This is a genomic window from Stappia sp. ABD4_338, from assembly GCF_056312175.1.
The window spans coordinates 3,395,122-3,414,066 of record NZ_CM149982.1 but is presented as its reverse complement, the minus strand read 5'-3'; the positions used below and the strand labels follow the sequence as shown (position 1 = coordinate 3,414,066).

Below are 18,945 nucleotides of genomic sequence, written 5' to 3'. Positions count from 1 at the left end.
GACCGCACCGCAAACGGGTCCGGTCGCCGGGGGCGAAAAGCTCGGGCTGATGATCTGCGGGCACGGCAGCCGCAACCGTGGCGCGGTGCGTGAATTCGCGCAGCTTGCCGAGCGCCTGCGCGACCGGTTTCCCGACTGGCCGGTGGAATACGGCTATCTCGAATTCGCCAATCCCGTGATCAAGGACGGTCTCGACCGGCTGCGCGAGCAGGGATGCACGCGCATTCTCGCCGTACCGGGAATGCTGTTCGCGGCCGGGCACGCCAAGAACGATATTCCCTCCGTCCTCAACACCTACCAGGCCCAGAATCCGGGCGTGACGATCACCTACGGTCGCGAGCTTGCCGTCGATACGCGGATGATTCGCGCCGCCGGCGAACGCATCCGTGAGGCGCTGGAGGCGGCGGGCGACGACGTGCCGATGCATGAGACGCTGCTGGTCGTCGTGGGGCGTGGCGCGTCCGATCCGGACGCCAACTCGAACGTGGCCAAGATCACCCGCATGTTGTGGGAAGGCTTCGGTTTCGGGTGGGCGGAAACGGCCTATTCCGGCGTCACCTTTCCGCTGGTCGCCCCGGGCCTCGAACATGCGGCGAAGCTTGGCTACAAGCGCATTGTGGTGTTCCCCTATTTCCTCTTCTCCGGCGTGCTGGTGAGCCGCATCTACAACACGACCGACGAGGTGGCGGAGCGTCACCCCGACATCGAGTTCCTGAAGGCGGGCTATCTCAACGACCATCCGCAGGTGATCGACACGATGGCCGACCGGGTGCAGGAGATCCTGCAGGGCGCCAACCTGATGAACTGCCAGATGTGCAAGTACCGCGAACAGGTGCTGGGCTTCGAGGAGGACGTTGGCCGGCCGCAGGAGAGCCATCACCACCACGTGGAAGGGCTCGGTGACGACGCCGAATGCAAGCTGTGCGAGGACGTGTGCACGGGAGCCTGCGATCAGGTGGCGACCGGCGGCGGCCATCACCATCATCACCACGCGGACGGGCATGGGCATTCGCACGACCATGCCCACGGTCATAGTCACGGCCATGATCACCATCATGGTCACGGGCATCACCACCATCATGATGGCCATGACCACGACCATCATCACCCGGTCTATCCGCATGCGGACCACCCGCTGGGACCGCGCTCGATGAGGAAGGACGGGTGAGCGGGCGGCCTCCCGCATACGACTATGTGAAGGACCCGGGCGAGATCTACCGGCGGTCCTTCTCGATCGTGCGCGGCGAGGCCGCGCTCGCGCACCTGCCTGCGGCCCTGCATTCGGCGGCGGTGCGGATCGTCCATGCCTGCGGCGATCCGTCCGTTACCCGCCATCTCGCCTGGAGCGAGGGGGTGGAACAGGCGGTCGCGAATGCGCTTCGCGCCGGGGCTCCGGTCTTCACCGACGTGCGCATGGTGGCGGAGGGGATCATCGCCTCGCGTCTTCCCGCCGGCAACGAGATCCGCTGCACGCTGAACGAGCCGGGGGTTCGCGACCTTGCCGCCAACCTTGGCACGACGCGTTCGGCGGCCGCCGTCGAACTGTGGCGCGACGGGCTCGACGGCGCGGTCGTCGTGATCGGCAATGCGCCGACCGCGCTGTTCCATCTGCTGGAAATGATCGGCGCGGGCGGACCGCGTCCGGCCGCCATCCTCGGGTTTCCCGTCGGCTTCGTCGGCGCGGCGGAATCGAAGGAGGCGCTTGCCGAAAACCCCTTCGCCATTCCGTTTCTCGCCCTGCGCGGCCGGCTTGGCGGCTCGGCGATCGCGGCGGCCGCGCTCAATGCCCTTGCCGCCGGGCTGCCCGAGGAGGAGATCGCGTGAGCGCCCGTCCGGATCCTGCGTCTCCCTGGCTGACGGTGATCGGCATTGGCGAGGATGGCCTTGCCGGACTCTCCGCCATTGCGAGGGCTGCGCTCGACGAGGCAGGGATCGTCTACGGCGGCGCGCGCCACCAGGACCTTGCCGAGGTTCCGGGCGCGCGCTTTCGATCCTGGCCGAGCCCCTTTCACGAAGGTGTCGCGGAGCTTGAGGCGCGGCGCGGCCGACCGACCGCCGTGCTGGCCTCCGGCGACCCGATGTGGTTCGGCATCGGCGCGACGCTGGCCCGGAGCATTCCCGCCGAGGAAATGCTCGTGCTGCCAGCCCCCTCGTCGCTGTCGCTTGCCGCCGCGCGTCTCGGCTGGCCGCTTGGCGAGGTGGAAATCCTGTCGCTGCACGGTCGCCCGGTCGACACGTTGCGGGCCGCGCTCTATCCCGGCGCGCGCATCCTCGCGTTGACGAGCGGGTCGCGGACGCCTGGCGAGATCGCCGATCTTCTGGTCGACGAAGGCTATGGCGAAAGCCGGGTCGTGGTGCTGGAGCACCTTGGCGGCCCGGTGGAGCGCCGCGTCGAGGCGCTTGCGGAAAGCTTCGAGGGCGTGGTCGCGGATCTCAACGTCACGGCGATCGAGGTGGTGCCCGTGCGCGACACGCCGTTGCGCGCCCGCGTGCCGGGTCTGCCCGATGACGCCTTTCGTCATGACGGCAAGCTCACCAAGCGTGAAATCCGGGCCGCGACGCTGGCACGCCTCATGCCTCTTCCAGGCGCGCTCCTGTGGGACGTCGGCGCCGGATCGGGAGCGGTCGCCATCGAGTGGATGCGTGCCGCGCGCGGCGCGCGCGCCATCGGTCTTGAGCCTCACGACGGACGCCGGGCGGTCGCCCGCGCCAACGCAGCCGCACTTGGAACGCCGGGCCTCGAACTGCTCGACGCCGATGCGCCGGAAGGACTCGAGGGACTGGAGGCGCCCGATGCCGTGTTCCTGGGCGGCGGCCTGACCGCGCCGGGAATGATCGAGGCGGTGCTGTGGGCCCTGAAGCCGGGTGGGCGGCTGGTTGCCAACGCGGTAACGCTGGAAAGCGAGGCCGTGCTTCTCGCCGCTTACGCGAGGTTCGGCGGCGACCTGACCCGTATCGCGATCTCGCGTGCGAGCCCTGTCGGCGGCATGACCGGCTGGCGGCCGCTGATGCCTGTCACGCAATGGAGTCTGGTGAGATGAACCAGGACGGCGGTGCCCGCGCCACGGGCACTCTTTACGGCGTCGGTCTCGGGCCGGGTGACCCGGAGTTGATGACGCTGAAGGCGCACCGGCTGATTTCGTCGGCCCGGGTGGTGGCCTATCCCGCCCCCGATACGGGGGAGAGTTTCGCCCGCTCCATCGCGGCGGACGCAATTCCGGCGGATGCCCGCGAGATCCCCATCGTCGTACCGATGCGTGTCGAGAGGTTTCCCGCAAGGGCCGTCTATGACCGCGCGGCGGAGGAAATCGCCGGGGAACTCTCCGCCGGCCGCGACGTGGTGGTGCTGTGCGAGGGGGACCCGTTCTTCTACGGCTCCTTCATGTATCTGTACGAGCGTCTCGTCGACCGGTTTCCGGCGGAGATCGTGCCGGGCGTCACCTCGCTGACCGCCTGCGCCGCACGTCTGGGGCGTCCGCTCACCGCGCGCAACGACGTTCTCACCGTGATCCCGGGTCCGCTCGCCGACGAGGAGGTCGCCGCGCGCATCGAGGCTGCCGGCGCGGTCGCGATCATGAAGGTGGGGCGGCACCTTTCGCGCCTCAAGTCCCTGATCGCGCGGCTTGGCCTTCTCGATCATGCGGGCTATGTCGAACGGGCGACGCTCGCCGCCGAGGCGGTCGCGCCGCTCGGTGAGGTGGACACCGCCTCCGCGCCGTATTTTTCGATGATCCTGATCTACAAGGGAGATGAAGCGTGGATGCTTCCGCCGCGATCCTCGTCCTGACGCCGGCGGCGCTTTCGACCGCGCGCAAGGTGGCCGCCGCGCTGCCGGGCTCGACCCTGCACGGGTTGGCCCATCGCGTGCCGGGTCTGGATGTCGCCTTTGCCGAGACGCTCAATCACATTCGCGCGCTCTACCAGGCCGGCACGCCGATCATCGGCGTGTGCGCGTCCGGCATCCTGATCCGCGCGCTTGCCGCCGTGATCGAGGACAAGCGCGCCGAACCACCGGTGATCGCGGTCTCGGAGGACGGTGCGAGCGTCGTGCCGCTTCTTGGCGGTCATCGCGGGGCGAATTCGCTTGCCCGCCAGGTCGCCGGCGCTCTGGAGGCCCATGCGGCGGTGACGACGGCCGGGGACACGGCGCTCGGCGTTGCGCTCGACGCGCCGCCCGCCGGATGGTGGCTCGCCAATCTTCCCGATGCCAAGGGCTTCATGGCCCGCCTTCTGGCCGGTGAACCGGTGCGCGTCACCGGAGAGGCTCCGTGGCTGAGCCGCTCGCGCCTTGCCGTCTCGCCAGACGCGGAACTTGAAATCGCGGTCACCGACGAGGCGGTGACGCCCGGACCCGACCGTCTCGTCTATCATCCGCGCACCCTCGTGGTGGGCGTCGGCTGCGCGCGTGGCTGTCCGGCGGAGGAACTCGTTTCGCTGGTGCGCGAGACCCTGGGCGAAGCGGGCCTGGCCGAAGGCGCCGTGGCGGCGGTCGCCTCCATCGACCTGAAGGGCGACGAGACGGCGATGGCGGAACTTTCCGCCGTGCTTGCCGCGCCGCTGCGTCTCTTCGATGCTGCGACCCTCGAGGCGGAGCGTGACCGCCTCGCCAATCCTTCCGAGGTCGTCTACGCGGAAGTCGGCTGCCATGGTGTCGCGGAAGGGGCGGCACTCGCCGGCGCGGGCGTCAACGGATCGCTTATCGTCGAAAAACGAAAGACGGCCAATGCGACGGTTGCCGTCGCGCGTGCGGCGGCTCCGGTCTCGGCAAAGGAAGTCGGGCGGCCACGCGGGCGCCTCGCCGTCATCGGTATCGGTCCGGGCCGCGACGACTGGCGCACGCCCGAGGCCTCGCGCCTGCTTGCCGAAGCGGACGAGGTGATCGGCTATTCGCTTTATCTCGATATTGTCGCGCCGCTCATCCAGGGCAAGCCGCGTCATGCCTTTCCGCTCGGCGCCGAGGAGGAGCGTGTCCGCTTCGCCCTTGAACGGGCGGGCGAGGGGCGGTCCGTCGCGCTTGTGTCGTCCGGTGACGCGGGCATCTATGCCATGGGCGCGCTGGTCTATGAACTGGTGCACCGTGACCGGGATGCTGGCGGCGTGAGCGATGCGGCGCGCCGGGTGGAGATCGTCAATGCGCCGGGCATCTCGGCGCTTCAGGCCGCCTCCGCGCGTATCGGCGCGGTGCTCGGCCATGATTTCTGCACCATCTCGCTGTCCGACCTGCTCACCCCGTGGGAGGCAATCGAGAAACGGCTGAAGGCAGCCGCCGACGGTGACTTCGTGATCGCCTTCTACAACCCGGTCTCGAAGCGCCGGCGCACGCAGCTTGCCGCCGCCCGCGAGATCCTGCTCGCCGCCCGCCCCGCCGACACGCCGGTGGTTCTTGGTTTCAACCTCGGACGCGCGGGGGAGACGCTCACCGTGACCACGCTGGGCGATCTCAAGGTGGATGACGTGGACATGCTGACCACCGTGCTTGTCGGCTCGTCCGCCTCGCGCGCGGTCATGACCGGCTCCGGCAAACCCTTCGTCTACACGCCGCGCGGCTACGCCAAACGCATCGAGGAGAAGCTATGACGGTCCATTTCATCGGCGCGGGTCCGGGCGACCCGGACCTGATCACCGTGCGCGGGCTGAAGCAGATCCAGTCGTGCCCGGTCTGCCTGTTCGCGGGCTCGCTGGTGCCCGAGGCGGTCGTGGCGGCCGCTCCCGAGGGCGCGCGGGTTGTCGATACGGCGCCCATGACGCTGGACGAGATCATGGCGGAAATCGTGTCCGCCCATGAAAAGGGACAGGACGTCGCCCGGGTTCATTCCGGCGATCCCTCGCTCTACGGGGCGATCGCCGAGCAAATCCGCCGCCTGCGCGCGCTCGGCATTCCCTTCGACGTGACACCGGGCGTTCCCGCCTTTGCCGCCGCCGCCGCCGCGCTGGGGCAGGAACTCACCATTCCCGAGGTCGCGCAGACGGTGATCCTGACGCGCACGGCCATGCAGTCCTCCGCGATGCCGGAAGGGGAGGATCTCACGACCCTGGGGAAGAGTGGCGCGACCCTTGCGATCCATCTTTCGATCCGCAACCTGCGGGAGGTCGAGCGTCAGCTTTCGCCGCTTTATGGCGCCGATTGCCCCGTGGTGGTCGCCTATCGGGTCGGCTGGCCTGACCAGGCGTTCATCCATGGCACCCTGTCCGATATTCACGAGAAGGTGCGCGCGGCGAAGATCACCCGCACGGCACTCGTGCTTGTCGGCCATGCGCTGGAGCCGCAGGAGGATTTCCGCGACAGCGCCCTCTATCACGCCGACCACGTGCATGTTCTGAGGCCGAAGAAAAAGAAGAAAACCGCCAAATCCACAACCTGAAATACGAAATCTTACAATTTCAACCTATGAGTGAATAGCCTAGCCTTCTCCCGTACAAACCGGAGGAGGAAAGACCATGTCGCATGAAGAGGCGCAGCTCGAGCGTATCGTCAACCTGGATGGCGACAGGCACAAGATCCTGGAATTCTACGAGGACTGGGCATCCACCTATGCCCGGGATGTCGTCGAGGGGATCGGCTATACCGGCCATGTCCTGACGGCGAAGGCGGTGGCGGCGCGGGTCGGTCCGGAGGCGGAAATCCTCGACGTGGGCTGCGGCACCGGACTTGTTGCCGTGGAGCTGAAACAACGCCGGCCGGCGCTGCGGATCGACGGGATCGACCTGACTCGCGGCATGCTCGACGAGGCGGAGGAGACGCAGGCGTATCGCTCTCTCGTCCTTGGCGACATGAACCATCCGCTGGACGCGGATGACGACACCTACGACGGCATCGTCAGCTCCGGCGTCTTCACCACCGGACATGTGGGGCCGGAGCGGATGGACGAACTGGTGCGTGTTGCCCGTCCCGGCGCCCCCATCGTCCTGGCCATTCGCGACACCGCCTGGGAGGGAGAGGGGTTCAGCGCTCATGTCGACCTGCTTGAGCGGCAGGGGCGCCTGCGCGTGGAGGAAAGCCGGCGCGAGCCCTATCTGCTGAAAACCGGTGTCTTCTGCCAGCTCTGCGTTCTCGCGGCCGCCTGACGGGCGTCGGTTTGCATCCTGACGGGTCTCTGCCTAGGGTATGGCGCAAGCCAGAAAAGGAGAGACCCGTCATGGAATCGGACAATCCGCTTCTCAAGCGCGCCTATGCCCTTGATGGAGATGCCGGCCGCATTCGCGACCTGTATGCCGACTGGGCGGCGAGCTACGACGCGGATACGCTCGACGGCATGGGGTATGTCGCGCCGGTTCTCGCGGCGCGCGCGCTGAGCGAGGCGTTGGAGGGTGAAACCGCCGAAGCCCGCATTCTCGATGCCGGATGTGGCACGGGCCTTGTCGGAGCCGAGATCGCGCGCCGCACGGAGGCCGAGATCGACGGCATCGACCTTTCGCCCGGCATGCTGGAGGAAGCCGCGCGCAAGAAGGTCTACCGGAGCCTTGCCGAGGCGGACATGACCGCGGCGCTCGATCTTCCCGACAACAGCTATGACGGTGTCGTCAGCGTCGGAGTGTTCACCAGCGGTCACGTCGGGCCCGAGGCGATCGACGAACTCGCCCGCGTGGCACGTCCCGGCGCGCCGCTTGTCGTGACCGTGCACGAGAAGGTGTGGGAGCCCGACCGCTATGCGGCACATCTGGCGGAGATGGAGCGCCACGGACTGATCCGGTTGCGTGCGATCAACGATGCGCCCTACCACGAGAAGGAAGGCTACACCTGCAAGCTCTGCCTGCTGGAAGCGGCCTGAGTTGCGACAACGGACGGGTCATGCCCGTCCGTCCGCCTTATGCGATATCGATCAGATGGCAGAAGGACCCCATGACCGTGCCGGCCCTGAGCCCGAGCGCGCCGAGGTCCGCGCCGGTCGCGTCGCGTGCCTGGAACAGCCGCTCCGCCGCCCCCTCGTGCAGGATGGAGGCGTAGTGCCATTCGTGTGCGGAAAAGCCGCCGGCGAATGGCGCGCCCAAAAGCCCGTCGAGGTGTCGGTATCCCAGATGTCGGCGACGGCTTGCAAAGCTGGTGGTCAGCGGCAGCAGGCCGAGCATCCTGTGATGTATCCCTTCGGCGTCCACCAGAACGTCGCCCAGGGTCATGTAGCCGCCGCACTCGCCATAGATCAGGGCTCCGCGTTGCACGGCCGATGCCATGCCCTGTTGGAAGGTTGCGGTGGCTGCCAGCCGGGCGGCATGTAGCTCGGGGTAGCCGCCGGGCAGGTAAACCGCGTCGGCCTCTTCGCAGGGGGACTCATCGGCCAGTGGCGAAAAGAACGAAAGTTCCGCGCCGGCTCGTCGCCAGCCTGACAGGAGATGGGGATAGGCGAAGGCGAATGCCACGTCGCGGGCAACCGCGATCCGCTGGCCGAAAGGTTCAAGCCGTTTCGGCGAAGGGGCATCGGAAGCCCTGTCCGGAACCGCCAGTTCTCCCGCGACCTTGCGCAGGGCCACGAGGTCGCAGGAGGCGGCGATGCGTGTGGCGGCGCTGTCGAGAAACGCGTCGAGGTCGTCGCGCTCCCCGGCCTGGACCAGGCCCAGATGGCGCTCGGGAAGGGCAAGGGCAGCGTCGCGTGGGACGGCGCCGAGCACAGGCATTCCGACGCCTGCGAGTGCGCCGGACAGCATCGCGGCGTGGCGCTCGCTTCCCACGCGGTTGAGGATCACACCGGCGATATGGACGTCGTCGCGATGGTCGCGAAAGCCGCGTACCAGCGCCGCGACCGAGTGAGATTGTCTGGCCGCGTCGACGACAAGCACCACAGGAAGCCCGAGGCGGGCGGCGAGGTCGGCAGTCGAGCCGGATCCGTCCGCCGCGCCGTCGAAGAGACCCATGACCCCCTCGACAAGCAGCAGGTCGCAGCCCGCCGCCTGGTCGCCCGCCAGTGTGTCGACCAGCGCGCCACGCATGGCGTGGGCATCGAGGTTGACGCTCTCCCGTCCGCTGGCCGCCGCGTGAAAGGCCGGGTCGATGTAGTCCGGTCCTGCCTTGGCGCTGGCAACGGCAAGCCCGGCGCGGGCGAAGGCGCGCAGCAGTGCGAGCGTGATGACCGTCTTGCCGCTTCCGGACGCGGGGGCCGCGATCACGAGGCCGGGCGCGCGGGAGGCGTGCGAATGCGAGGAGGCGGGAAGGCTCACGCCGAGCCGGCCTCGGTTTCCCTGCGCAGGCCGAGCGGGTCCGCGTCGAGCGCGCGTCCGGCCAGCGCGCCCAGCCAGTCGAGCCCGGCGCGCAGGCGCACCACCTCGCCGACACAGACGACCGCGGGCGGTTCAAGGGCGGCTTCGCGGGCAGCATTCGCCGCCTCGCCGAGCGTGGTTTCCAAGACGCTCTGGCTGGCGAGCGAGGCGTTGCAGACGATGGCGACCGGCTCCGAGGCGGCGCGTCCGGCCGCCATGAGTTCGCCCGTGATCTGGGCAAGATGCTTCATCGCCATGTACATGACGATCACCGGGGAGCCGCTTGCAATGCCGGCCCAGTCGATTGCGGAGGGGGCAAGGCCCGTCTGGTCGTGGCCGGTCAGGAAGGTGACCGCCTGATTGGTGTCGCGATGGGTGGCGGGAATGCCGGCGTAGGCCAGTCCGCCGATGCCGGCCGTGATGCCGGGAATGATGCGGAACGAAATGCCGGCACCGACCAATGTGAGCGCTTCCTCGCCGCCCCGTCCGAACACGAAGGGGTCGCCGCCCTTGAGGCGAAGCACGCGTTTGCCCTCGCGCGCGTGCTCGATCAGCCGGAGCGAAATGTCGCGCTGCTTGGGGCTCGGCTTGCCGCCGCGCTTGCCGGCGTATTCGACTGCCGCGTCGGCCCGCGCGAGCTTCAGGATCGATGTGTCGACAAGCGCGTCGTAGACGATCACGTCCGCCTGCTGCAGCCCGTTGAGAAGATGCAGTGTCATCAGCCCCGGATCGCCGGGGCCCGCGCCCGCGAGCCAGACCGTGCCGGCCTCGAAAACGGGCAGCCTGAGATGGGAAGGGTCGGGGCGCTCCAGCGCGCGTGTCGTCGTATCGCTCATCAGGCTGCCGATATTAGGGGGCCTTGATCGCCGCGCCAAGGTCGCAGAACCGCCTGCGAACACCTGTTTTGCGACCCTTTCACCCGGAGCCGGCACCTGGGCCGCTGCGCGCGTGACGCATTCCCGCGGCGGGCCTATAGTCCGCCGCATGAGCGAGATCGACCCGAAGCCCCTGCGCCGTGGCTGGACCACGGGTGCCTGCGCCACGGCCGCCGCGAAGGCGGCCTGTACCGCGCTTTTGGCAGGGCGGTTTCCCGATCCCGTGACCATCGTGCTGCCGAAGGGCGAGGAGCCGGCCTTTGCGCTCTCCCGCGAGGAGGTCGGTGAGGACGAAAGGGGGGCGTTCGCCCTTGCCGGCATCGTCAAGGACGCGGGCGACGATCCCGACGTGACCCATGGCGCACTCGTGATCTCGACCGTGCGCAAGGGGGAGCCTGGTTCCGGGATCGCCTATCGCGCCGGTGAGGGGGTGGGAACAGTGACCCGCGCAGGGCTTCCGATCGATCCGGGCGAGCCGGCCATCAACCCGGTGCCGCGCAGCATGATTGCGCAGGTGCTTGCCGAAGTCGCGGCGATGGCCGGCGTTCCGGCCGACTTCGAGGTGGAGGTTTCGATCCCCGGTGGCGAGGAGATCGCGAAACGCACCATGAACCCGCGCCTGGGTATCGTCGGCGGCCTTTCGGTCCTCGGAACCACCGGCATCGTACGTCCCTTTTCCTGCGCGGCGTGGATCGCCTCGATCCATCGCGGGGTCGATGTGGCGCGGGCCGCCGGGCTGGAGCATGTCATCGGCGCGACCGGGTCGACCTCCGAAGCCGCCGCACGTGCCCGCCACCCCGATCTTCCCGAGATGGCCTGTCTCGACATGGGCGACTTCGCCGGCGGGCTGCTCAAGTATCTGCGCGCCCATCCCGTTCCGCGCCTGACCATGGCAGGCGGCTTCGCCAAATTCGTCAAGCTGGCCCAGGGCGCGATGGACCTGCATTCCGCCCGCAGCCAGGTTGATTTCGATGCGCTTGCCGGGCTCATGCACGAGGCGGGCGCACCGCCTCTCCTGGTGGAGGAAGCGCGACAGGCGAACACCGCCAAGGAGGTTCTGGACCGTGCGGCGGGCGAGGGGATCGACGTTGCTGCGCTGGTGGCCCGTGCCGCGCGTGGGCGCATTCTCGAGATTCTCAGGGGGGCGCCGGTTCGCGTCGAAGTGCTTCTCGTGGACCGCAAGGGACAGCTCGTTGCCGAGCTCCCCTTCGAGGGCGACGGGGCGGCCCCATGACGCAGCCGGAGGACACCGCGCCGCTCAAGGTTCTGGTGCTGGGTGGCACGGGGGATGCGCGCGCGCTTGCCGCCCGGCTTGTCACGGACACGCGCTTTTCAGCGAGCGTGTCGCTCGCCGGTGCCGTCGAGAGGCCCGACGCCTATCCGCTCCCCGTGCGTTCGGGCGGGTTCGGAGGCGTCGAGGGCCTGTCCGGCTGGCTCAGGGACAATGCCGTCGGTGCGCTGGTCGACGCGACCCATCCCTTTGCTACCGGCATTTCCCGGAACGCGGCCGAAGCCGCCCGCGCCACGGCCACGCCGCTCGTGCGCCTGGAGCGTCCGGCCTGGCGCGCGGGTCCGGCGGACAGGTGGCAGGAGGTCGACGATCTGGGTGAGGCGGTGGCGGCGCTTCCACCTGGCGCGCGACCGTTTCTCGCAATCGGGCGCAAGGAGATCGCGCGTTTTGCGAGCCGGTCCGATCTCGACTGCCTGATGCGCATGATCGATCCGCCCGGCGAGGAGGAACGGTTGCCCAGGGGAAGGCTTGTGCTCGCACGCCCGGCGCGGGACGCGGACGCCGAGGTCGCCTTGCTGAGCGAACACGGGGCCACACATGTGGTTGCCAAGAACAGTGGAGGTCCGTGGGGCGAAGCGAAACTGATCGCGGCCCGAAGGCTGGGCCTTCCGGTGATCCTCCTGCGTCGTCCGCCGGCTCTGGAGGTTCATTCCGTCCCCGAAGTGGACGGAGTTCTCGACTGGCTTGAAAGTCTGTCCGCCCGGTGAGGCTCAGGCGCCGCCGCGCCCCCGAAGCTTGAGAAGTGCAATCTTCCAGAGGTAGCGGATCACGCCGGAGGTGTAGCGCTTGCCGAGCCGGCGCGGCTCCTGCAGGAAGCGGAACACCCATTCGAGTCCGGTCCGGCGCAGGAGGGAGGGCGCGCGCACGACCTCACCCGCCGTGAAGTCGAACAGGGCGCCGACACCGATGGCGAGCGGGACGTCCAGATGGTCGAAGAGCCTGTCGATCAGGAACTCCTGCTTCGGATTGCCCATGGCAACAAGCAGGATGTCGGGTCGTGCGGCATTGATTCCGGCCGCGACTGCCAACTCGTCCTTGTCCGCGAAATACCCGTCGTGCCAACCGCAGACGTCGATGTTCGCATGATTGGCGGCGAAGCGGTCCGCCGCGCGTTCGACGATCTCCGGCTTCGCGCCGAGCAGGTAGAGACGCGTTCCCGCAGGGGCCTTGTCGAGAAGCGCGGGTATGAAGTCCGTCCCGTTGAGATTGTCGGGAAACCCTTTCCCGGCGAGCACGCGCGCCCCGATCTCGGCTCCGATGCCATCGTTGAGAACGAGGAACCGTGACAGCGTGTCCGCGAAAACCGGCTCGTCCATGGCAAGCAGGATGCCGTGCGCGTTGGCAAAGGCGACCCGTTCGCGGCGGCGCGTCGCGATGGTCTCGAGAAGGCGCTGGATGGCCGCATCCCGCGACAGGCGGACGATGCGCACCGGGCCGATGGCGACCACGTCCGGCGCCTGCACTTCGGCGGCAATCGGATGGCTGTCCGCGCTGCCGTGCGGAACCTCGCTCATGCGGGGCTTCCGAAAAGCGGTGCGTCGGGCTGTAGGGTGGCGCTGCGGATCATCGTGCGCTGTGGGTTCCCTGTGGTCGGTTGGTTGCATATGGCGGCAACAATCGACCGCCCGGCCCTTGTCCGCAAGTCCGGACGCCGCAAATTCCCCTGTTGCCGGAGCGTTTCCCGCATGGTCGCGCAAGGGCTTGGGAGTTTCTTAACCATGATTCCGGCACTCTTGCGTACATGATCGAAGGGCCTGCCATGCGGCGGGCCCGGGCACGCGCGATTTCGGGCGCGGCGGATAAAGGTTCGGATTGCGCCGATGATCGACGTCTACCAGATACCCGGCATCCTGAGAAAGCGGTTCGCCTGGCTCGTCATCGTGCCTGTAATTTGCGTCGCGCTGGCCGTCGTCTACGCGCTCCTGCGCACGCCGACATACACCGCCACGGCCGAGCTTTTGATCGAACCGCAGAATTTGCAGATTGTCGGCAACGACATCGTCCAGCGTGGGGGAACCGATGGCGTGCAGCGGCTGGCCATCGACAGCCAGGCCTATGTGATCCTGTCCAACTCGGTCCTGGATGAAGTCATCGACAAGCTCGATCTGGAGAGCGACCCGTTTATCCGGCCGACGTCGGGCGGTCTGATCTCGAGCCTGCTTGGCGGGGGCAAGGTGGAACTCAGCCCCGAGGACCGCCGCTCGGCGACCATCGACAGCCTGCGCAAGAACCTGAAGGTAGCGCGCGTCGAGAATGCCTTCATCTTCAATATTTCCATGACGCATTCGGACCGCTTCAAGGCGGCCGAGATCGCCAACGAGGCGGCTAGGGCCTATCTCGAGGAGCAGAGAACACTGCGCTCGGACGCCACCTTGCGCGCCAGCGTCGAGTTGCAGGCCCAGGCCGACAGCCTGCGCAAGCGCGTCGAGGCGGCGGAAGCGGCGGTCGAGACGTTCCGCGCGGAAAACGGCCTGATCAGCACCGGGGACCGGGGGCTGGTGGTGAGCCAGAGCCTTCAGGACATCAACACCCAGCTTACCCAGGCGAGGGTCGAGCTTGAGGGAGCGAAAGCCAATGCGGAACTCCTCGAGGGACTGACCGCCTCCGCGATCGAGGCCGGCGCGCTCCCCGCCAACCTGCAGACCTCGACGCTCGGCTCCCTGCGCGTGCAATACGCCCGCATCGCCGAGCGGGAGTCACAGGCCGCGACCACGCTTGGGGCCAACCATCCCCAGCTTCGCGAATTGCGCTCCCAGCTTGCCAACACGCGCGGCCTTATCGAGGCGGAACTGAACCGCGTGCGCCGGTCGGTGGAGGCGAGCCGTCAGCGTGCGGAGGCCAATGTGGCCGCGCTGGAGGCCGAGCTTGCCCGCGTGTCGTCCAACTCCGTCGACCAGAGCAAGGCCCAGATCCGGCTGCGCCAGCTCGAGAGCGAGGCGGAATCCCTGAACACGGTCTACCGCTCGTTCCTCTCGCGGGCGAAGGAACTCGACGAGCAGCGCGAGATCGACACGAGCAATTCGCGTGTCATTTCCGCCGCCGTCGCTCCGCTTCGTCCCACGGGCCCCTCGGGTGCGATCGTGGTGATCGCGGCCGCCATTTTCGGCGTGATCGCCGCAGCCGGCGGCAGTGTCGGATTCGAGATCCTGAACGGCCGTCTGGGGTCGGAGCGCGAGCTTGTCGATGTGACCGGCGTTCCGCTGATCGCCAGCGTCAGTGCGCCGCCGCGCCGTATCGCTGGACGAGGGGGTGCGGACCCCACCGCCGCCGAACGCCAGATGGCGGTGATGCGCATTGCCTATGCCTTGCGCCATGCCTTCGAGCATGAGCGCCCCGCGCATGTTCTCGTGCTCTCGGTGGACGAGAAGCTCGAGATCTCGCCGCTGGTGCGCGCCATCGCGGCCAGCCTCTACGACATGGGCGAAGACGTGCTTCTGGCTCATCCCGTCGACGGCGGCAATGGTCGGATGCCGGAAGCGCAGGCTCCCGAGGCAATGCCGCCCGCCCGCACGCGCTTGTCGAGCCGCCGGCGCGAGGCCGCGATCGCTCCCGCACCCGCACCGGCTGCCACCGATGCAGGACCCTTCACGGTCGAACGCCTCGATGGCGGGGCGGGGGAGCGCGGCGTGGATCCGTTCTCCGCGACCGATCAGGAGTTTCTCGTGATCGACGGCGGCTCGGCCACCGCCAACCCGTATCTGCCGACGCTGCTCGGAGCGGCCGACGCGATCCTCCTGGTGTCCAGCGTGGGCGGTACGGCGCGCAGCGATCTTGATCGCACGCTTGCCATCCTGAAGCCCTGGGAAGACCGGATGCTCGGAAATGTCGCGCTGGCAGCCTGACCCACTGGCGCGCCCGGCAGCGAGCCGGCTTCCCTCCTCGCGCCCCACGGCCGTTCGTCGTCCGGATGTCCATCACATGTGGACGCTGGCCGCGGGTATGGTCGTCGTCGGCACCGTGGTCTTCAACTTCCTGCTTGCCTTCGTGAACACCCGCCTTTTCGGCGTGTCGCAGAACCTTGTGATGCTCGCGGAACTGGTGCTGATCTCGGCAACGCTTGTGCTGGCGGTGGACAGACGTGCCGGGCTCTACACGCTTCTGGCGGTCTATCTCGCCTACATGCTGTTGATCCTGTCGCTGCGCCCCGAGCTGGACCTCAAGGCGATCCGTGACGGACTGATCCCGATCGCCTTCTATTTTCTCGGCCGCAAGATGCGTCGCATCGAGGATGTGGACCGGATCGTGCTCGTCTGCGCCGGCATCGTCGTGATGATCGGACTGTTCGAGTATTTCCTGCTCGACGCCTTCATAGCCAACGTCAACGTGCTGAAATACTACATTGCGCGAGGTTCGCTCGACGTGGGCGACAAGGGCATGGGCGATTCCTCCCTGTTCATCAGCGGCACACGCTTCCAGGGCCGCAACCTGCTCCCCTTCCTCGGGCCGCATCGTGTCTCCTCGGTCTTCCTGGAGCCCGTGGCGATGGGCAACTTCGGCGCGTTCCTCGCGCTGTGGGCGATGTTTCGCAAGGACATGTCCCACCGGCTCTGGCTGGCTGCGGCCGCTGTCGTGGTCATCATCATGGGCGATGCCCGGTTCGGGATGATGGTGTGTTTCGCGCTCGTGGCCGTGCTCCCCTTTTCCCGTCTGATCCCCCGTGTGGTCTGGTTCCTGATCCCGGCGTTGATCACCGTCGCGATGGCGATCTACGGCCTGTCGACCAACGCGGTGTACTGGGAAGACAACCTTGCCGGCCGCTGGCTGCACGCATCGTGGATCCTGCTCAGCCTCGACGGATGGGGGCTGTTCGGAATGTCACCGGTAACGCCGTTCCTCGAGGACAACGGATACGCCTATTCGCTGCACCAGTTCGGCATTCTCGGAGCCGGCGCGCTGTGGGGGCTTTATATCTTCGGTCCCGTGCGCTCGCAGGATGCCTGGCGGTTTCGCGCCCCGCTGGTTACCTACATCTGCCTGCTGATGATCGTCTCGAGCTCGTTCTACTCGATCAAGACGGCGGCGATCCTGTGGTTCTGTGCGGGCGCTGTGGACGTGTGGGCGGGCTTTTCCGTTCGCGGCACCTATCGCGGCGCGGCCTCGCGGCTGAGTGCCCCGCTGTAGAAATCCTCGTAGCGCTTCGCCGTGCTGTCCCACGAATAGCCGGCCGCGACGACCATCATTGCCTCCCGCGTGGCCTCCGGTGCGCGTTGCAGGCCCGCATGGGCGGCCTCGAGTGCATCCGCCGCCACGACCGCGTCCGAATACCCCGTGAGCCGGATCCCCTCATGACGTGCGGCGAAGGCCATGAAGGCGGCGTTCGCCTCCACCACCGGAACAAGTCCGGCGCTCATGGCCTCGATCAGGGCAATGCCGAAGCCTTCGTAGACCGAGGCGCTGGCGAACAGGCTGGCCTGACCCAGCAGTGCGCGCATGTCCGCGTCGCTCGGCCCGACATGAAGGGCGACACGGCCCTCGAGCCCATGTCGGGCGATCATCGCGCGCACGTCCTGCGCGCTCCAGTCGAAGGGTGTTCCGATGATGTCGAGACGCCAGTCCGGATGACGCGGGGCCAGTTCGGCCATGGCGTCGATCAACCGGTCTATCCGCTTGTTGGTCGAGAGCCGGCCGATTGTGACGATGGAGCGGGTCGGCTTGCGCGAGCCCGCATCGCCGAGTTTCTCCAGATCCACGCCGTTCTCGATCAGGCGCACGGTTCCGGGCGCGATGGTCGCGAAGCGCTCGTAGTCGCTCTGGCTGCAGCAGGCCAGCCCCCGATAGGCCATGGCCGAAAGGCGGGTCAGGGTGTTGAACCAGAGCGTCTTCAATCCGCCGGCATTGCCGCTGTGAAAGAACCCGCCGTGGGTCGTGGCAACAAGCGGGATGCCCTGAAACGGACGGGCGAGGGCCAGTGCGTCGAAGAAGAAGTCTATGGCGTGGACATGGACCAGATCCGCTCCCCGGATCGCGGAGAAGACGCCGGGCGTGACCGGATAGCGGGTCGAGAGATGCGAGGGCAGGCGCACGACCTCGATTCCCTCGATGGTTTCGCGGGCCGGAAGACGCGTGCCGTCCCCGCCACGAAAGACGCGGTCGCACGTGACGACGGTCACCCGCGCGAAACGGTCGCGCTGGCGTGCGGCAAGGCTTGCCACGAAATCCTCGAGCCCGCCGATGCTCGGCCGGTACTGCCGTACGACATGCACGAGATGGAGGGAGGAGATGTCCTTCATGCGTGCAAGCCTCCGGGACGCGCGACCGGATCACCGCCACGTGCCGAAAGAGCCCGGATCACGCCCTCGACGCCGCACAGGGCGAGATGGTGGCCGTCCTCGGGGGATTCCGCATTCTGGCGCGGGAGCAGCATCGGCGACTTGCGGTGTCCTGGAAACAGGCAGCCGGGTGTCGTCGTGACCGCGCTGGCGAACCCGATTTCGGCGAGCCACTTCGCCTCGCGCGTGCCGGTGATCGAGGGCGGGCCGTAGGGATAGGCGAAATGCGGCACCTCGCGCTGGAGCAGGGTCTCGAGATCGGCCTTGTTTCCGGCGATGTCCGCCACCGCGTCCTCGCGCTTCAGCAGGCCCAGCGCCCGGTGGGTGCGGGTATGGGCCCCGATCGACACCAGCGGATGCTTGTCGAGCTCGCGCACCTCGTCGGCACGCAGGAACGTGTCCCGCACCAGGTCCGGCACACAGACGTCGTTTGCGGCGAACAACGGCCCGAGTTGCTCCGAGCGCCGGAAATTCTGCCAGACCCAGGCCGTCGCGCGGCGCAGGCCCCAGATCTTCGAGGCGGTGTCGGGGCACTGGAAACGGGTGTTCATCGGCTCGAAGTCGACCGCCTCGCGGTCGCGGAAAAGCGCGAGAAGACCCAGCCACCACGCATTGAGCGAACCGTCCATCGAGCCGGTGGGAACATAGATCGTCGCAGGCGCCTCGTGGCGTTCGAGGACGGGCAAGGCGAGATCGCGATTGGAGCGGTAGCCATCGTCGAAGGTGAGGACCACGAAGGGACGCGGGTTGTCTCCCGAAAGTCGCGTCAGTCCCTCGTCGAGTGTGACGATGTCGCGCCCCTCCGCGCGCAGGCGGGCAAGCAGCGTGTCGAGCACGGAGATCTCGCAGCCCTGGTCGAGCGTACCCTCCCGGCTTTTCACGAAATCGTGAAACATGAGGATGGTGCCGCGGCCGCGATAGCGCCGTCCGACAAGGCGCGAGAGCCCGGTCCAGTTCAGCGTCCTGAGGCCCGTAGAGAGCACGAGGGATCTGATGCGCTCGCGCACCGTGGGGCCGGGATGAATATCTCTGCCTTCGGTAAGATCCGCCAAGTTCTTTTCCCGCCCCGTTTCCTGCCTGTCGGCCCCTGCGTCTCCAGAGTTGCCGCGCGGATCCGTAGCGGCCGCGCCTGCCAAGTCTTATCCGCTGCTTATGAACGTCAGGTTGCCAGATGACGCCCATACCCGAAGGCGGCGCGAAACGGGGCCGGTCCGGGCCGCCCGAGTGTATCGCATCAAGACCCTGTTCACCGATCCTGTTGCTTTTCGGGGGCGTTCGCGTCATGGGCATTGTTCAAATACTGCGAATTAACATTCACACC

General features: G+C 67.6%; 17 protein-coding genes. 12 read left to right on the top strand and 5 right to left on the bottom strand.

Annotated elements, in window-relative coordinates:
- Positions 1–49: 49 nt before the first annotated feature.
- The 8 genes from ACYX4S_RS15345 to ACYX4S_RS15310 all read left to right on the top strand — a co-directional run bounded on the left by ACYX4S_RS15345 (position 50) and on the right by ACYX4S_RS15310 (position 7,769).
- Complete coding sequence (locus ACYX4S_RS15345) at positions 50–1,168, top strand: sirohydrochlorin chelatase (protein ID WP_476362878.1); 1,119 nt, start codon at positions 50–52, stop codon at positions 1,166–1,168.
- On the top strand, positions 1,165–1,824 hold the full coding sequence (locus ACYX4S_RS15340; RefSeq protein ID WP_476360833.1) for a precorrin-8X methylmutase: 660 nt from the start codon (positions 1,165–1,167) through the stop codon (positions 1,822–1,824). The genes ACYX4S_RS15345 and ACYX4S_RS15340 overlap by 4 nt, the downstream gene beginning before the upstream one ends.
- Positions 1,821–3,041 (top strand): precorrin-6y C5,15-methyltransferase (decarboxylating) subunit CbiE, encoded by a 1,221-nt coding sequence (gene cbiE, locus ACYX4S_RS15335; protein ID WP_476360832.1) that lies wholly within the window; start codon positions 1,821–1,823, stop codon positions 3,039–3,041. Before ACYX4S_RS15340 ends, cbiE begins: the two co-directional genes overlap by 4 nt.
- Entirely contained in the window at positions 3,038–3,787 is a 750-nt protein-coding gene (gene cobI / locus ACYX4S_RS15330) for a precorrin-2 C(20)-methyltransferase (RefSeq protein WP_476360831.1), read from the top strand. Before cbiE ends, cobI begins: the two co-directional genes overlap by 4 nt.
- A complete protein-coding gene (gene cobJ, locus ACYX4S_RS15325; RefSeq protein WP_476360830.1) occupies positions 3,757–5,577 on the top strand; it encodes a precorrin-3B C(17)-methyltransferase in 1,821 nt (606 codons plus the stop codon). The genes cobI and cobJ overlap by 31 nt, the downstream gene beginning before the upstream one ends.
- Positions 5,574–6,362 carry a precorrin-4 C(11)-methyltransferase gene (cobM, locus tag ACYX4S_RS15320; RefSeq protein WP_476360829.1) on the top strand — a complete coding sequence of 263 codons (789 nt, stop codon included), beginning with the start codon at positions 5,574–5,576 and terminating at the stop codon, positions 6,360–6,362. Before cobJ ends, cobM begins: the two co-directional genes overlap by 4 nt.
- Positions 6,363–6,438: 76 nt before the next feature.
- Entirely contained in the window at positions 6,439–7,065 is a 627-nt protein-coding gene (locus ACYX4S_RS15315; RefSeq protein WP_476360828.1) for a class I SAM-dependent DNA methyltransferase, read from the top strand.
- Positions 7,066–7,136: 71 nt separating this feature from the next.
- Positions 7,137–7,769 carry a class I SAM-dependent DNA methyltransferase gene (locus tag ACYX4S_RS15310; RefSeq protein WP_476360827.1) on the top strand — a complete coding sequence of 211 codons (633 nt, stop codon included), beginning with the start codon at positions 7,137–7,139 and terminating at the stop codon, positions 7,767–7,769.
- Positions 7,770–7,806: 37 nt separating this feature from the next.
- On the opposite strand, the gene ACYX4S_RS15305 is transcribed toward ACYX4S_RS15310, so the two are convergent.
- Complete coding sequence (locus ACYX4S_RS15305) at positions 7,807–9,150, bottom strand: cobyrinate a,c-diamide synthase (protein WP_476360826.1); 1,344 nt, start codon at positions 9,148–9,150, stop codon at positions 7,807–7,809.
- The gene (gene cobA, locus ACYX4S_RS15300) at positions 9,147–10,025 is read right to left on the bottom strand and encodes a uroporphyrinogen-III C-methyltransferase (RefSeq protein WP_476360825.1); all 879 of its coding nucleotides are present in this window, start codon (positions 10,023–10,025) and stop codon (positions 9,147–9,149) included. Before cobA ends, ACYX4S_RS15305 begins: the two co-directional genes overlap by 4 nt.
- Positions 10,026–10,173: 148 nt before the next feature.
- Here cobA and ACYX4S_RS15295 point away from each other — a divergent pair, with 148 nt between their 5' ends.
- Together ACYX4S_RS15295 and ACYX4S_RS15290 are read left to right on the top strand one after the other, a co-directional pair.
- A complete protein-coding gene (locus ACYX4S_RS15295; RefSeq protein ID WP_476360824.1) occupies positions 10,174–11,298 on the top strand; it encodes a cobalt-precorrin-5B (C(1))-methyltransferase in 1,125 nt (374 codons plus the stop codon).
- The gene (locus tag ACYX4S_RS15290; RefSeq protein WP_476360823.1) at positions 11,295–12,062 is read left to right on the top strand and encodes a cobalt-precorrin-6A reductase; all 768 of its coding nucleotides are present in this window, start codon (positions 11,295–11,297) and stop codon (positions 12,060–12,062) included. Before ACYX4S_RS15295 ends, ACYX4S_RS15290 begins: the two co-directional genes overlap by 4 nt.
- A 3-nt stretch (positions 12,063–12,065) precedes the next feature.
- Here the strand turns inward: ACYX4S_RS15290 and ACYX4S_RS15285 are convergent, their stop codons facing one another.
- Positions 12,066–12,869, bottom strand: a complete 804-nt coding sequence (locus tag ACYX4S_RS15285) for a WecB/TagA/CpsF family glycosyltransferase (RefSeq protein ID WP_476360822.1) — start codon at positions 12,867–12,869, stop codon at positions 12,066–12,068.
- A gap of 306 nt (positions 12,870–13,175) precedes the next feature.
- Between ACYX4S_RS15285 and ACYX4S_RS15280 the strand changes: the two genes are divergently transcribed.
- Both ACYX4S_RS15280 and ACYX4S_RS15275 read left to right on the top strand, forming a co-directional pair.
- Positions 13,176–15,197: a GumC family protein gene (locus ACYX4S_RS15280; protein WP_476360821.1), complete on the top strand. Its 2,022-nt coding sequence runs from the start codon at positions 13,176–13,178 to the stop codon at positions 15,195–15,197.
- A 76-nt stretch (positions 15,198–15,273) separates the two neighbouring features.
- Positions 15,274–16,476, top strand: coding sequence for a UDP-phosphate alpha N-acetylglucosaminyltransferase (locus tag ACYX4S_RS15275; protein ID WP_476360820.1), 1,203 nt, complete (start codon positions 15,274–15,276; stop codon positions 16,474–16,476).
- On the opposite strand, the gene ACYX4S_RS15270 is transcribed toward ACYX4S_RS15275, so the two are convergent.
- A complete protein-coding gene (locus tag ACYX4S_RS15270) occupies positions 16,437–17,585 on the bottom strand; it encodes a glycosyltransferase family 4 protein (protein WP_476360819.1) in 1,149 nt (382 codons plus the stop codon). The genes ACYX4S_RS15275 and ACYX4S_RS15270 overlap by 40 nt on opposite strands.
- Positions 17,582–18,676 carry a polysaccharide deacetylase family protein gene (locus tag ACYX4S_RS15265; RefSeq protein WP_476360818.1) on the bottom strand — a complete coding sequence of 365 codons (1,095 nt, stop codon included), beginning with the start codon at positions 18,674–18,676 and terminating at the stop codon, positions 17,582–17,584. Before ACYX4S_RS15265 ends, ACYX4S_RS15270 begins: the two co-directional genes overlap by 4 nt.
- Positions 18,677–18,945: the final 269 nt, after the last annotated feature.

Excerpts from the sequence above, each read along its gene's own strand:
- cobM (WP_476360829.1), top strand. The coding sequence starts at position 5,574 with ATGACGGTCCATTTCATCGGCGCGGGTCCGGGCGACCCGGACCTGATC.
- ACYX4S_RS15345 (WP_476362878.1), top strand. The coding sequence starts at position 50 with ATGATCTGCGGGCACGGCAGCCGCAACCGTGGCGCGGTGCGTGAATTC.
- ACYX4S_RS15280 (WP_476360821.1), top strand. The coding sequence starts at position 13,176 with ATGATCGACGTCTACCAGATACCCGGCATCCTGAGAAAGCGGTTCGCC.
- cobA (WP_476360825.1), bottom strand. The coding sequence starts at position 10,025 with ATGAGCGATACGACGACACGCGCGCTGGAGCGCCCCGACCCTTCCCAT.
- ACYX4S_RS15275 (WP_476360820.1), top strand. The coding sequence starts at position 15,274 with ATGTGGACGCTGGCCGCGGGTATGGTCGTCGTCGGCACCGTGGTCTTC.
- ACYX4S_RS15310 (WP_476360827.1), top strand. The coding sequence starts at position 7,137 with ATGGAATCGGACAATCCGCTTCTCAAGCGCGCCTATGCCCTTGATGGA.
- ACYX4S_RS15290 (WP_476360823.1), top strand. The coding sequence starts at position 11,295 with ATGACGCAGCCGGAGGACACCGCGCCGCTCAAGGTTCTGGTGCTGGGT.
- cobI (WP_476360831.1), top strand. The coding sequence starts at position 3,038 with ATGAACCAGGACGGCGGTGCCCGCGCCACGGGCACTCTTTACGGCGTC.
- ACYX4S_RS15295 (WP_476360824.1), top strand. The coding sequence starts at position 10,174 with ATGAGCGAGATCGACCCGAAGCCCCTGCGCCGTGGCTGGACCACGGGT.
- ACYX4S_RS15285 (WP_476360822.1), bottom strand. The coding sequence starts at position 12,869 with ATGAGCGAGGTTCCGCACGGCAGCGCGGACAGCCATCCGATTGCCGCC.
- ACYX4S_RS15270 (WP_476360819.1), bottom strand. The coding sequence starts at position 17,585 with ATGAAGGACATCTCCTCCCTCCATCTCGTGCATGTCGTACGGCAGTAC.
- ACYX4S_RS15315 (WP_476360828.1), top strand. The coding sequence starts at position 6,439 with ATGTCGCATGAAGAGGCGCAGCTCGAGCGTATCGTCAACCTGGATGGC.